We start from the raw sequence: 13,119 nt of genomic DNA on the forward strand, positions 1-13,119 counted from the left end.
GTTGGATGAGGCTTGAGTTCAGTCCCTCGCCCTGGGCACGACGATGGTGTCCTCGGGATGGAGGGTGACGGTGAGGCTGCCGCCGAGCGGCGGAATGCGGTGATAGGCCTGGTGATAGCTCGGCTGGCGCAGGCTGAGCGCGATGCCGTCGGCGAGCGCGAGGAAAATGCGCAGGCTCTCGCCCTGGTAGACGATATCGGTGACCGTTCCGGTCAGCCGGTTGCAGGCGGCATCCTGCGCGCCGTCGTCGATCAGCAGCTTCTCGCTGTGCACGGCCAGCATCAGGGCATCGCCATCGGGAATGGCGCGCGCGCTGCGCAGCAATGCATTGCCGAGCGCGACGCTGGAAGCATCGACGCGGCGGACGGGCAGCATCGTCGCTTCGCCGATGAAGCTCGCCACGAAGGAATCGGCGGGATGATCGTGCAGGCGCTCAGGCTTGTCGATCTGGATCAATCTGCCGTCCTTCATCACCGCGACGCGGTCGCTCATGGTCAGTGCCTCGCGCTGATCATGGGTGACGTAGATGATGGTCGCGCCGATGCGCTTGTGCAACGCGCGCAGCTCGATCTGCATGGATTCGCGCAGCTGCTTGTCGAGCGCGGAGAGCGGCTCGTCCATCAGGATCAGGCGCGGCTCGAAGATCATGGCGCGCGCCAGCGCCACGCGCTGGCGCTGACCGCCGGAGAGCTGCGCAATGCCGCGCTCCTCGTAACCGGCAAGCCCGACCATGCTGAGCGCTGCGCGCACCTTGTCCGGCCAGGAGGGCTTCGGCAGGCGCCGCGCGCGCAGCGGAAAGGCGACGTTCTCGCCGACGCTCATATGCGGGAACAGCGCGTAGTTTTGGAACACGACGCCGATATCGCGTTTGTGCGGTGGCATATATGTGACGTCGCGGCCGCCGAAGAGAATCGTGCCTGAGGTCGGCAGGATGAAGCCGCCCAGAATGCCGAGCAGCGTGGTCTTGCCGGAGCCGGAGGGGCCGAGCAGCGAGACGAATTCACCGGCGCCGACATTGAGCGAAACGTCGTCGAGGGCGCGAACGGCGCCATAGGCCTTGCTGGCGGACCTGATCTCGACGCTTTCCGCTCGCTTCTCCAACGATCGACCTCGCCATGTCCCTAGCTGGCGTGCCTCGCTGCGCGCCATAAGCCTGCTTTATAGACAGGGAGTCTGCGCAGCCACGGCCGAAGCGTGCGCTGCAGCAGATCGTCGTTCAGAGCCCCTGTCTCTGGGCTGTCATGTCGATGACACCAGACTTGCGAAAACTCGGCAATTGCCAAATTCTCACCGCGCCCATAACATGACGTTATGCCCGAGCTGCGCCGCATGCTGCCTTCCAGTAACGCCCTGTTCGTCTTCGACGCAGCGGCGCGCAATGGCAGCTTCACGGCTGCGGCCGCCGAGCTGAACGTCACGCAGCCGGCGGTGAGCCGCATGCTCGGCCAGTTCGAGGAGCATCTCGGCGTCCGCCTGTTCGATCGCAAGGCGGGGCGCGCGGTGCTCACCGAGGAAGGCGAGCTCTTGTATCGCCGCGTGCTCGAAGGCTTCCGCAGCATCGAGAGCGGGCTCGTCGAGATCGAGCGGCGCCGCAAGGGCACCGAGACGGTGACGCTGTCGGTCTCCTCCGCCTTCACCACACACTGGCTGATGCCGCGCATCGACAAGCTGCAGAAGCAGTTTCCGCAAGTGGATCTGCGCTTCCAGCTGATCTCCGGCGCGCTCCGCGGGCCGGTCGAGAATGTCGATCTCGGCATGCGCTTCCGCGACCGCGACGAGCCGTCATCCGGCGGCATGCTGGTGATGAAAGAAGTGATGCTGCCGATGTGCAGCCCCGGCTATCTCGGCGAGACTGATCCCGCCGAGGGCAACACCATCATTCGCCTCGCCGAGACGCCCGGCGACTGGGCCGCGGATTACGCTTCGCTCCTCACCGGGCGCCGCGGCGCGGCCAAGGCGCTGAGCTTCACCGACTATGCTGTCGTGGTGCAGGCCGCCCTGCTCGGGCAGGGCATCGCGCTCGGCTGGCTGACGGTCGCCTCGCACTGGCTGCTCACCGGCGCGCTGGTGCCGGCCTCCGACACGCTGACTACCACGCGCCGCATCTGCGAATTCCTGCCGCCGCGCAACCGGATCATGCGTCCCATCGCCGCCGAGATCCGCGACTGGATCATCGCTCAGATGAGAAGCGAGATCGCCGCGATCGACCGGCTCTATCCGAAGCTGGGGGCGATGGAGGCGTGTTACTAGGCAGGCGGTGCTGGGGGGAGGCTCCTCTCCTCCACGTCATTGCGAGCGCAGCGAAGCAATCCAGAGTCTTTCCGCGGAGAGATTCTGGATTGCTTCGCTGCGCTCGCAATGACAATGTGGATAGAGCTGCGCTCGAATTCCGCCCCTACCGATGCTCGATCGCCCTGATCGCGCCGCGGAGCTCGGCGAGGCCGCGCAGGCGGCCGATGGCGGTGTAGCCGGGATTGGTGCGTTTGGTGGCGGCGAGATCGTCCATGCATGCGGTGGCCGTGATCGGGCCGGAACACGATTTTCTTGTCGGGTGCGCGCCGCGCGTTCTCCTTCAACAGAGCCTTGAGGACGGCGATCATGTCGACGTCACCGTCGAGATGATCGGACTCGTAGAACGAGAGGCCATCAGCCTCGCGCTTGGTCGCGCGCAGATGGGCGAAGGCGATGCGCGGGCCGAACCGCTCGGCCATCTCTGGCAGATTGTTCTCCGCGCGCACACCGAGTGAGCCGGTGCAGAGGCAGATGCCGTTGGCCCGGGACGGTACGGCATCGAAGAGCGCCTGATAGTCGTCGGCTGACGAGGCAATGCGCGGCAGGCCGAACAGCGGCCGCGGCGGATCGTCCGGGTGCAGCGTCAGCGAGACGCCGAGCTGCTCGGCGACGGGCGCGACACGCGCGAGGAATTCGGCGAGATGCTGCCGCAGGACCTTTGGCGTGATATCGCGATAGGCTTCCAGCCGGTCGCGGAACTGCGGGATCGTCATCGGCTCCGTCGTCGAGCCCGGCAGCGCGCTGGCGATGACCATGACGAGATAGTCGCTATCGGCCTGGCTCATCTGCTCGAACAGCTTTTTCGCGCGAGCCTGCTGCTCCGGCGAATAGTCCTGCGCGGCGGCCGGGCGCTTGAGGATGTGCAGCTCGAACGCGGCAAAGCGGTCCTGGTCGAAGCGCATGGCGCGGGCGCCGTTCGGCAATTCCCATTCGAGGTCCGTGCGGCACCAATCGACGACAGGCATGAAATTGTAGCAGATGGTCTTGATGCCGCTGGCCGCGACTGCTTCCAGGCTCGCGATCCACGCCTCGATCGACTTGGTCGCCTTAGCCCCGAGACGCTTGACGTCATCGGGGATCGGAATCGATTCCACCACCGACCAGGTCAGCTGCGAGCGGCCCGGCTGGCCGTGCTCGATGAAATTCTTGCGCTCCTCGACCGCCTTGCGCGTCCAGGCTTCGCCGATCGGCACCTGATGCAGTGCCGAGACGATGTCCGTCGCCCCGGCCTGCCTGACGTCATCGAGCGAGACCGGATCATCCGGCCCGTACCAGCGCCATCCCTCCAGCATCATGGGTCTCTCCTAAAGCGTTTTCGAGCGAAGTGGGTACCGGTTCGCGTGAAGAAAACGCGTCAAAACAAAAGTCAATTCGCGGTCAACACGACCTTCACGCTCTGCGAGCGGTCGAGCGCCAGCCGCAGCGCGTCGGGCGCAGTCGACAGCGGCCGCTCGGCGGTCACGAGCGACAGCACATCGACGCTACCGGCAGAAATCAGTTCCACCGCGGTCATGAACTCGAAGCCGAATCGGAACGAGCCGCGCAGGTCGATCTCCTTGGCCATTACGGCGTTCGACGGCGTCGGGATCTGGCCGCCCGGCAGGTTGCCGATCTGCACCACCACGCCGCCGCGCCTAACGATGCCGATCGCGCTGGCAAGACCCGCCGCCGTGCCCGAGACCTCGAACGCGATGTCATAGGGTCGCGACGCAGCCTGCGCCTTCAGTCCTTCCTCGCCACCGGAGACATTCTCGACATGCAAAGCCCCGAGCTTGGTCGCAAAGGCCAGCGGCGCCGGTGCGATGTCGGCGACCGTGACGTCGGCCATGCCGGCGCGGTGCGCGGCGAGCATGGTCAGAAGCCCGATCGGGCCGGCTCCAAAGATGATGCCGCGCTTGCCCTCGATCTTGCCGGCGCGCGCGACCGCGTGCAGGCAGACCGCGAGCGGCTCGGCCAGCGCCGCGGCCTGATAGGACACGTGATCGGGAATCTTCACGCACTGCGCCGGGATCGCGTCGAAGTAATTGGCAAAGCCGCCCTGCATGTGCGGCGTCTTCGAAGCCGAGCCCATGAAATAGATGTTCTCGCACAAGTTCGGCCGGCCCTCGCGACAGGCGACGCAATGGCCGCACCAGCGCGACGGGTTGACCGCCACGCGGTCGCCGACCTTCAGATTGGCGGCGGCCCCGGAGATCTCCACGACCTCGCCCGAGATCTCATGACCCAGCACCAGCGGCGACTTCACCACGAAATCGCCGGTGCGAGCATGACGGAAATAGTGCATATCCGAGCCGCAGATGCCGCCGGCGCCGAAGCGGATGCGCACCATGCCGTCGGCGAGCTTGTCGAGCGGATGCTCGATCATGCGCAGATCTTCGGGGCCGAACAGGGTCGCGGCGAGAGCAGTCGAGGTCATTTGGAGAGTCCCATGTATTTTGGCAGCCAGAGGGTCAGGTCGGGAATGTAGGTGATCGCGATCAGCGCGAGCATCAGCGGCACCAGCCAGGGCAGGATCGCCACCGTCGTGCGCTCGACCGAGAGCTTTGCCACCCGGGCGAGTACGAACAGCACCATACCGAGCGGCGGATGCAACAAGCCGATCATCAGGTTCAGCGTCATGATCAGGCCGAAATGAATGGGATCGATGCCGAGCTTGAGCACGATCGGCAGCAGGATCGGCACCAGGATGGTGATTGCCGCCGTGGTGTCGATGAAGCAGCCGACGAACAGGATCAGGACGTTGGCGAGCGCCAGGAACACCCATTTGTTGTGGGTGATGCTGAGCATCCAGTCCGACAGCATCTGGGCTGCCTGCGACACCGTGAGCAGCCAGGCGAAGATCGACGCGGCGGTGACGATGAACAACACCGAGGCCGTGGTCTCGATGGTGTCGAAGGTCGCCTTGGCGACGGTTCGGAACGTCATGGTGCGGTAGCGGACGAGGCCGAGGAACAGCGACCAGATCACCGCGGCGACGGCGGCTTCCGTCGGCGTGAACCAGCCGAGCGTCATGCCGCCGATCAGGATCACCGGCGCCATCAGCGCCATCACCGCCGAGAAGTCGAAATACCAGTCGATCAGGAGCAGCGTGCCGAGGCCGATGACGACGGCCATGTTGACCGAGAGGCCGGCGAGCACCATCAGCCAGATCGCCATCGGGAACGACAGCACGATCAAGATCTCGAGCCCGGCCGAGCCGAGCTGCGGCCAGGAGAACGGCGTATCGCTGCCCCATTTGTTCTTGTGCGCGAAATAAGTGACGGTCACCATCATGAACAGCGTCAGCACGACGCCGGGAATGACGCCGCCGAGAAACAGCGCGCCGATCGAGACGTTCGCCATCATGCCGTAGATCACGAAGGGCAGTGACGGCGGGATGATCGGCCCGAGCGTCGCGGAGGCCGCGGTGACGCCGACCGAGAATTCAGTGGAGTAGCCGTGGTCCTTCATCGCCTTGATCTCGATGGTGCCGAGGCCGGCGGCATCCGCGATGGCGGTGCCGGACATGCCGGAGAAGATCACCGAGCCGATGATGTTGACGTGGCCGAGGCCGCCGCGCATCCACCCCACCAGTGCGACGGCGAATTTGTAGATGCGGCCGGTCACGCCGGCGATGTTCATGAGGTTGCCGGCCAGGATGAAGAACGGCACGGCGAGCAGCGGAAAGCTCTCGACACCGGCGATCATGCGCTGCGCCAGCGTGACGTCGGGCGTCACACCGCTGACCAGGATGTAGAGCAGCGACGACGCGGCCATGGCAATCGCCACGGGAACGCCGAGCAGCATCAGGACGAGAAAGCCTCCGAGCAGCAGCAGCATGGTCTTATCCTTCCGATCCGTCGTAGGCACCGGGACGTTCGAGGACCGAGTAGCCCTGCCGCCAGTTCTGTAGCGCCACCTGCACGGAGCGTGCGAACATCAGCACGAAGCCGAGCAGCACGGCGCAATAGACGTAGTCCTTGGGAAGATTGATCGTGGTCATCTGTTCGTCGCCGATGATCTGGATGTAGACCCAGACCAACTTGATGGCGTAGCCGAAGAAGACGATCCGGATCAGGTCGATCGCGGTCGACAGCACGCGCCCTACTGGATGCGGCAGGTAACGATAGACGAGGTCGACTTGGATGTGCCGCGACAGCCGCACGCACATCGAGGAGCCGATGAAAACCACGCCGATCAGGCAATAGGTCGCGATCTCCTCGGTCCAGGCGTAGCTGTCGTTGAGCACGTAACGGGTGAAGAACTGCAGGAAGACGGCGAGCGCCATCACCCAGAAGATCGCCAGCGCCACCCAGTCCTCGAACGCATAGATGCCGAGATCGACCTTCGGCGTCGCCTCCTCCTCGAAGGTATGGGCGATCTCATCCGCGGTGATCTGCCGGTGGATTTCGGCGGTCGACATGGTTACCTCTCAAACCTCTCCATCGTCATTCCGGGGCGACTCGACGGGACCGCGCAACGCGCGGCCCGGAGAGCCGAACCCGGAATCTCGAGGTTCCGGGTTCGACGCTTCCGCGTCGCCCCGGAACGACGACTACGTCGTCACTTCACCGCCTGGATCTTCTCCCAGTCGGCCTTGCGATAACCGAAGGTCTCGAACGCGACGTTCTTCAGGACGGTGTCGCGGAATTCGTTCTTGTCGACCTCGGTCACGGTCAGGCCCTTGTCCTTGAAGAAGGCAACCAGCTTGGCTTCGTTCTGCTTGATCTCCCCGGTGGCCTTGGCAGCCGCCTCCTGCGCGACGTCGGTGAAGATCTTCTTGTCCTCGTCGCTGAGCTTCTTCCACAGCGCGCCGGCGACCACGGTGTTGAGGTGGTCGACGATGTGGCCGGTCAGCACGATATGCTTCTGCACCTCGTAAAACTTCTTGGCCTCGATCGTGGTCAGCGGATTCTCCTGCGCCTCGACGGTGCCGTTCTGGAGCGCGAGATAGACTTCGGCAAACGCGATCGGCGCGGTGTTGGCGCCGCAGGCGCGCGGCATTGCGAGGTAGGCCGGCACGTCGGGCACGCGTATCTTCAGGCCCTTCATGTCGGCGCAGGTCTTGATCGGCTTGTTCGACGAGGTCTGGCGCACGCCGTAATAGGTCACCGCGACGATGTGGTGGCCGCTCTTGTCTTCATAGCCCTTGGCGAGCTCCTTGAAGATGTCGCTCTTGGTGTAGGCGAGCAGATGATCGGCGTCGCGGAAGGTGTAGGGATAATAAGTCACGCCGATCGGCGGAAAGCTCTTGGCCGCGAAGCTCGAGCCCGAGATGATGATGTCGACCGAGCCGAGCGAGAGGCCCTGGTTGATGTCGGCTTCCTTGCCGAGCTGGGACGCCGGATAGACCTCGATCTGGTAGCGCCCATTGGTGCGCTTGCCGATCTCCTGCCCGGCCCAGACCGATGCAGTGTGGAACGGCTCCGAGGTCTCGTAGACATGGGCCCATTTGAGCTTGGTCTGCGCCATGCTCGCGCTGGTCGCTACCAGCAACGTGGCGGCGGAGATCGCCGCGGCAATCGTCATCTTCCTCAACATCGACTTTTCCTCCATCGTTCAAGTCTGCTTCTTGTTCGCCCGCGTCCGAAGCGGATGCGGGCCGCCCAATCTCATCGCCGCCGCGCGCCGCTGCTTGCGGCTCGTTTCTTCTTCGGCGCATGCTTCGGTCTTGCCGGTTTGGCCGCCGATCGCACCGTGCGGCTTTGCCCCGAAGCCGGTCCCGCCGCGGTCTCGGCGCCGAAATTCTGCGCAAAGCGTTCCTGGGAGCGAGCCAGATGAGCGCGCATGGCTTCACGCGCGGCGTCGGGATCATGCGCCGCGATCGCGTCGCGCACGGCGCGATGCTCGTCGAGCGCGGTGCGCCACGTGCCCGGGCTCTCGAAATAATGCGCGAGCTGTGCGAAATAGGGATTGAGACGCTGGTCGAACAGCTCGCCGACCACGCGCACCAGCACGGCATTGCCGAGGCTTCCGGCGATCGCGACATGGAATGCGCGGTCGTGCACCATCGAGGCTTCGCCGGGATGCTCGACATTCTCCATCGCGACGAGGGACGCGTCGATGCGGGCGACATCGTCCTTGGTCGCCACGCGCGCGGCCTGCTCGGCGATGGCGCTTTCCAGGAATTCGCGGGCGCGCAGCAGCTCGAACGGTCCCTCGATGACGGAAGCGGGTGCGGGCGCGGCGACGGCGGCGGGCTCGATCACATAGATGCCGGACCCGACGCGGATGCGCAGGCGCCCTTCCACCTCGAGCGCAATCAAGGCTTCGCGCACCGTGGGCCTCGAGACCTTGAGCTGATCGGCGAGCTCGCGCTCGGTCGGCAAGCGGCTGCCGACCGCGTACTCGCCGCTGTCGATCAGGCTTCGCAATTGATCGGCGACCTGGCGGTAGAGCCGTCTCGCCTCCACAGCTTCCAGCGGCACGCTGGTCCTCCCCGAAAGGGTCGCGCGGGGCATTCCAGCCGCGCGGCTCGCCAATTTTGGAAAATTGGTCTTACCAATTGACCGGAGCATTGACCCGATACGGGCGCCATGTCAAGCAGCGGCCAAATACGGGAGAGACGACCATGCGCCTTGGCCGCGCCAATCTCGACCGGCTGCCGCCAGCCATCCGCCGCCCGGCCTATGATCGTTCGCGCGTCACGCCGGGCATCGTGCATCTCGGCCTCGGGGCCTTTCACCGCGCGCACCAAGCCGTTGTCATCGACGACTGCCTTGCCAACGGCTCCCCATCCTGGGGCATCGTCGGCGCCAGCCTGCGCAGCCCGGATACGCGCGACGCCCTCGCTCCGCAGGATCATCTCTACACGGTTGCCGTGCGCGCCGCCGCAGGCACCGAGCACCGCGTCATCGGCGCCCTGCTCGACAGCTTGGTCGCGCGCGAGAACCCGGCGCGGCTGGTCGAGCGCATGGCAGATCCCGCCATCCGCATCGTCTCGCTGACGGTCACCGAGAAGGGCTATTGCCACACGCCACAGACCGGCGACCTCGACGAGCGGCATCCCGATATCGTGCACGATCTCAACAATTTCGATACGCCGCGCTCGGCGCCCGGCTTCATCGTCGCCGCGCTGGCACGCCGGCGTGCGCTAGGCGCCACGCCGTTCACCGTGCTGTGCTGCGACAACCTCGCCGCCAACGGCCACACCGTGCAGCGGATCGTGACGCAGTTCGCCGCGCTGCGCTCCAAGGATCTCGGCAAATGGATTGCGGATGCGGTCGCCTTCCCCTCGACCATGGTCGACCGCATCGTGCCGGAGACGACGAATCGCGACCGCGATGCGGTCGCATCGGCGCTGGGCATGCGCGACGCCTGGCCGGTCATGACCGAGCCCTTCACGCAATGGGTGGTCGAGGACCGCTTCACGGCGGGTCGACCCGATCTTGCCGCCGCAGGCGTCGAGCTCGTCACTGACGTCAAGCCGTTCGAGTTGATGAAGCTGCGGCTGCTCAACGCCAGCCATTCCGCGCTCGCCTATCTCGGCTATCTCTCAGGCTACGAGACCATCGCCGACACCATGCAGGATCCGCATTTTGCGCGCCTTGCCGCGCAGGTGATGGAAGAGGCCGCGGTGACGCTGACGATGCCATCAGGCACGGATCTCGCCGCGTATCGCGCCTCGCTGCTCGATCGCTTCGCCAATCCAGCGCTGCATCACCGCACCTGGCAGATCGCCATGGACGGCTCGCAAAAACTGCCGCAGCGGCTGCTCGGCGCGATGCAGGATCGCCTTGCGAGGGGCCTGCCGGTCGCAACGCACGCGCTCGCGGTGGCCGGCTGGATGCGCTACGTCACCGGCCTCGACGAGCAGGGCCGACCGATCGACGTGCGCGATCCACTCGCCGGCGAGTTCGCCGCACTGGCGCGCGAGGCGGGGCCTGTTGCCGAGCGGCTCGCGCCCGCACTGCTCGGCGTGGCAAAGGTGTTCGGCCCGCTCGGCGCCGAGCCGCGCCTGCGCGAGGCCGTCACCGCGGCGCTCGGCCGTCTCTACAAGGATGGCGCGCGGCAGGCCGTAGCAACGTACGTCTCGGCGTGACCACAAAGCGGGCAGCATCTTGAATGCTGCACTGCGGCCAAAATCGACGGAAGTTGCGCTTGATTTTTGCCTGTCCTTGCCCCACCCGAGAGCGATGGGAAAGGACAGCAAGGTCATCGCCGCTAACGCGGCCTTCTACGCCGCGTTCTCAACCGGCGACTTCGCCGGCATGGAGCGGATGTGGGCGGACGACGACGCCATCTCCTGCATCCATCCCGGCTGGCCGGCCATCATCGGGCGCGCCACCGTGATCGGAAGCTGGCGCGACATCCTGCAAAACCCGCAGCGGCCGCAGATCGTCTGCGCCGAACCGCAGGCAATCGTCGACGGCGACAGCGCGCGGGTGCTCTGCATCGAAATCGTCGACGGCACCGCCTTGGCCGCCTCCAACCATTTTCGACGCGTTGGAGACGACTGGCGCCTGGTGCACCACCAGTCGAGCCCGATCGCGCAGATTGTCGAACAGGCTGAGGACGATAGAGCGAGCCACCGCGTCCACTGAACCCGGCGATCACGCGAGCGTGATCTACTGTGCATGGGGTTGTTTTTCAGTTTTTTGTTTGGCGGTCCCAAGTTCCAACAGATCATCCAGCACGACCCGCGCCTCGGTGAAGTCATCGTCCCCAAAGAACATGCTGCGGGTGATCAGAACCGGGATGCCGGCGCGCGAGGCCGCAATCAGGCCATTGCCGGAATCCTCAATTGCGACGCAGTCGGGCGCTTCCAGCTTCAGTCGCGCCAGGATCTCGAGATAGACGTCCGGCGCAGGCTTCTTGTGCCTGACGTCGTCGCCGGCGACGATCGCTTCGAAATCCGAAGCCCAGCGCTTGCCCAGCGCCCGCGAGAGCAGCGCATCGATATTGGCGTGCGAGGTGGTGGTCGCAATTGCAAGCCGTTGGTCTCGCGCCCTCGCCGCAGCGAGCAGATCCGTCACGCCCGGCCGCAGGGGACAGCAGCCGGTCTCGACCAGCCCGACATACTGCGCGGTCTTGATGCGGTGGAGTTCTGCAATGTCCATGTCCGACAATGGCGGAGCGGTCCCTAGCCTCTTGTGGTAGGCGCGCATGCGCTCCTTGCCACCCGTCACCCGCAACAGGTCCTTGTAGACGGCGCGGTCCCATTGCCAGTCGAGACCGTGGCGGGCGAAGGCAAGGTTGAAGGCCTGCCGATGCAGCTCCTCGGTCTCGGCCAAGGTGCCGTCGACGTCGAAAATCAGCGCGGCCGCGCGCTGGATCAGATCGGCGGCATCCACTGGCGACTGGGCCAGCGCTTCGGCCTGCATGATCGATGCCTCCCTTCCGATGCTCCTGCGACGAGCGAGCATCGACCGAGCCGGAGGACGAGACAAATCGCAATATCTTTTGCCGGACCCAAAAATCTCTTATGAGCGAACTGCGCGCGACGGCGCGAACGGGAACTCCGACCTGCACGGGAGACGCATGCGGCTCTTCATCCTTGGCCTCGGCTACAGCGCCCGGCACTTCGTCCGCAAACACGGCGGCAGCTTCTCGCATGTCGCCGGCACCATGCGCGACCCCGCGCAGCGGAACGATCTCGCCGGGCTCGAAGCGCATCCGTATTCCGGCAGCCGCCCTTCGCGCGAAACGGCTCAACGGGTTCACGACGCCGATGTCCTCCTGGTGTCCATCCCGCCCGGCAGCACCGGCGATCCCGCGATCGCGGCGTTCGGCGACGTGCTCCAGGGGAGCCGCCGCAGGATCGTCTATCTCTCCACCATCGGGGTGTACGGTGATCACGGCGGTGCATGGGTCGACGAGAGCACGCCGCCGCAGGCAGCCCTCGACCGCACGCGCATGCGGGTTGCTGCGGAGCAGGCCTGGATCGACACGGCGCGCGGCAATGCCGCGATCCTGCGGCTCGCCGGCATCTACGGTCCCGGCCGCAACGCGCTGGCGACGCTGCGCGCGGGAACGGCGAGGCGCATCATCAAGCCAGGACAGGTCTTCAACCGCATCCACGTCGACGACATCGCGAGCGCGATCATGACCGCTGTTCATCACCCGGGCGGCGGCATTTGGAACGTCTGCGACGACGAGCCCGCGCCGCCACAGGACGTGATCACCTATGCCGCGCAGCTGATGGGCATTGCACCGCCGCCCGAGGAAGCGTTCGCGACTGCCGAGATGTCGGCAATGGCCCGCAGCTTCTATGCCAGCAGCGCGCGTGTCGCCAACGCGAAATTGAAGCGCGAGCTCGGCCTCACGCTGGCCTGCCCCACCTATCGGCACGGCCTAGATGCACTGTGGCGCGCAGGCGAAGGACGATAGGGATCGGGTGAGCTCAGGAAATATGATCGCGAGCAGGTCCAGGACATCGTCTACGGCGCGATGACGAAGTGAGATCGGCACGTTCTGAAAGAGAGAGGGCGGCCGCTCTGGCCGCCCTCCTGACGTTCCCTGGATCGCGCGCGAACTTAACCATCTAGCCGCATTGCATCGCAACATCCGTTAACCGAAAAATGCGGTTCTTTCGCTGCCGGCCGGACATCAGACGTCGCAGGGAATGCTCTCGTTCGCGCACGCGACAGGCTCGGCCGCAACAAATGGCAATCGCGGATACGAGAGTGACACATCATGTTGCTCGCGCATCGCACATCATCGCCAATTCCCGTGCGAACCGTCGTCATTTGATTGAAATTTTCGAAGGATCTGGGCCGCACGATTTACTCGAACTTTCTTTGTGACACCGTAGTTCCACGGCCGGAAGTTCCATCTCTGGAAACGGGGCGGCTTCCTCCCGACGCGCGATCGGCTGCCCGGCAACGGACGATGGAGCGCCCGGGTTTC

At 65.2% G+C, this 13,119-nt stretch carries 11 protein-coding genes and 1 pseudogene; 4 read left to right on the forward strand and 8 right to left on the reverse strand.

What is annotated here, in order from left to right:
• Positions 1–18: 18 nt before the first annotated feature.
• Positions 19–1,101: an ABC transporter ATP-binding protein gene (locus ACVIIV_RS01270; protein ID WP_456742543.1), complete on the reverse strand. Its 1,083-nt coding sequence runs from the start codon at positions 1,099–1,101 to the stop codon at positions 19–21.
• Between the two features lie 210 nt (positions 1,102–1,311).
• Here ACVIIV_RS01270 and ACVIIV_RS01275 point away from each other — a divergent pair, with 210 nt between their 5' ends.
• Positions 1,312–2,250, forward strand: coding sequence for a LysR family transcriptional regulator (locus ACVIIV_RS01275; RefSeq protein ID WP_456742544.1), 939 nt, complete (start codon positions 1,312–1,314; stop codon positions 2,248–2,250).
• 145 nt (positions 2,251–2,395) lie between these two features.
• Here ACVIIV_RS01275 and uxuA read toward each other — a convergent pair.
• The 6 genes and pseudogenes from uxuA to ACVIIV_RS01305 form a co-directional block, all read right to left on the reverse strand.
• Positions 2,396–3,584: pseudogene (uxuA, locus tag ACVIIV_RS01280) on the reverse strand (mannonate dehydratase).
• 74 nt (positions 3,585–3,658) lie between these two features.
• The gene (locus tag ACVIIV_RS01285) at positions 3,659–4,708 is read right to left on the reverse strand and encodes an L-idonate 5-dehydrogenase (protein WP_456742545.1); all 1,050 of its coding nucleotides are present in this window, start codon (positions 4,706–4,708) and stop codon (positions 3,659–3,661) included.
• Entirely contained in the window at positions 4,705–6,111 is a 1,407-nt protein-coding gene (locus ACVIIV_RS01290) for a TRAP transporter large permease (RefSeq protein WP_456742546.1), read from the reverse strand. The genes ACVIIV_RS01285 and ACVIIV_RS01290 overlap by 4 nt, the downstream gene beginning before the upstream one ends.
• Before the next feature lie 4 nt (positions 6,112–6,115).
• A complete protein-coding gene (locus tag ACVIIV_RS01295; RefSeq protein ID WP_456742547.1) occupies positions 6,116–6,694 on the reverse strand; it encodes a TRAP transporter small permease in 579 nt (192 codons plus the stop codon).
• A 140-nt stretch (positions 6,695–6,834) separates the two neighbouring features.
• Positions 6,835–7,800 (reverse strand): sialic acid TRAP transporter substrate-binding protein SiaP, encoded by a 966-nt coding sequence (locus ACVIIV_RS01300; RefSeq protein ID WP_456748645.1) that lies wholly within the window; start codon positions 7,798–7,800, stop codon positions 6,835–6,837.
• A gap of 83 nt (positions 7,801–7,883) precedes the next feature.
• Entirely contained in the window at positions 7,884–8,699 is an 816-nt protein-coding gene (locus ACVIIV_RS01305; RefSeq protein ID WP_456742548.1) for a FadR/GntR family transcriptional regulator, read from the reverse strand.
• Between the two features lie 143 nt (positions 8,700–8,842).
• Between ACVIIV_RS01305 and ACVIIV_RS01310 the strand changes: the two genes are divergently transcribed.
• Complete coding sequence (locus ACVIIV_RS01310; RefSeq protein WP_456742549.1) at positions 8,843–10,312, forward strand: mannitol dehydrogenase family protein; 1,470 nt, start codon at positions 8,843–8,845, stop codon at positions 10,310–10,312.
• Between the two features lie 94 nt (positions 10,313–10,406).
• A complete protein-coding gene (locus tag ACVIIV_RS01315) occupies positions 10,407–10,814 on the forward strand; it encodes a nuclear transport factor 2 family protein (protein WP_456742550.1) in 408 nt (135 codons plus the stop codon).
• Between the two features lie 24 nt (positions 10,815–10,838).
• Here ACVIIV_RS01315 and ACVIIV_RS01320 read toward each other — a convergent pair whose 3' ends face one another.
• Complete coding sequence (locus ACVIIV_RS01320; protein ID WP_456742551.1) at positions 10,839–11,594, reverse strand: HAD family hydrolase; 756 nt, start codon at positions 11,592–11,594, stop codon at positions 10,839–10,841.
• Between the two features lie 157 nt (positions 11,595–11,751).
• On the opposite strand from ACVIIV_RS01320, the gene ACVIIV_RS01325 reads away from it, so the two are divergent.
• On the forward strand, positions 11,752–12,600 hold the full coding sequence (locus tag ACVIIV_RS01325) for an SDR family oxidoreductase (protein WP_456742552.1): 849 nt from the start codon (positions 11,752–11,754) through the stop codon (positions 12,598–12,600).
• Positions 12,601–13,119 lie beyond the last annotated feature (519 nt).

The sequence above is a fragment of the Bradyrhizobium sp. USDA 4354 genome, assembly GCF_054060315.1.

What these genes read in the sequence shown, in the direction of transcription:
- ACVIIV_RS01325 (WP_456742552.1), top strand. Translation starts at nt 11,752, where the DNA reads ATGCGGCTCTTCATCCTTGGCCTCGGCTACAGCGCCCGGCACTTCGTC.
- ACVIIV_RS01300 (WP_456748645.1), bottom strand. Translation starts at nt 7,800, where the DNA reads ATGACGATTGCCGCGGCGATCTCCGCCGCCACGTTGCTGGTAGCGACC.
- ACVIIV_RS01295 (WP_456742547.1), bottom strand. Translation starts at nt 6,694, where the DNA reads ATGTCGACCGCCGAAATCCACCGGCAGATCACCGCGGATGAGATCGCC.
- ACVIIV_RS01315 (WP_456742550.1), top strand. Translation starts at nt 10,407, where the DNA reads ATGGGAAAGGACAGCAAGGTCATCGCCGCTAACGCGGCCTTCTACGCC.
- ACVIIV_RS01285 (WP_456742545.1), bottom strand. Translation starts at nt 4,708, where the DNA reads ATGACCTCGACTGCTCTCGCCGCGACCCTGTTCGGCCCCGAAGATCTG.
- ACVIIV_RS01290 (WP_456742546.1), bottom strand. Translation starts at nt 6,111, where the DNA reads ATGCTGCTGCTGCTCGGAGGCTTTCTCGTCCTGATGCTGCTCGGCGTT.
- ACVIIV_RS01275 (WP_456742544.1), top strand. Translation starts at nt 1,312, where the DNA reads ATGCCCGAGCTGCGCCGCATGCTGCCTTCCAGTAACGCCCTGTTCGTC.
- ACVIIV_RS01310 (WP_456742549.1), top strand. Translation starts at nt 8,843, where the DNA reads ATGCGCCTTGGCCGCGCCAATCTCGACCGGCTGCCGCCAGCCATCCGC.
- ACVIIV_RS01320 (WP_456742551.1), bottom strand. Translation starts at nt 11,594, where the DNA reads ATGCAGGCCGAAGCGCTGGCCCAGTCGCCAGTGGATGCCGCCGATCTG.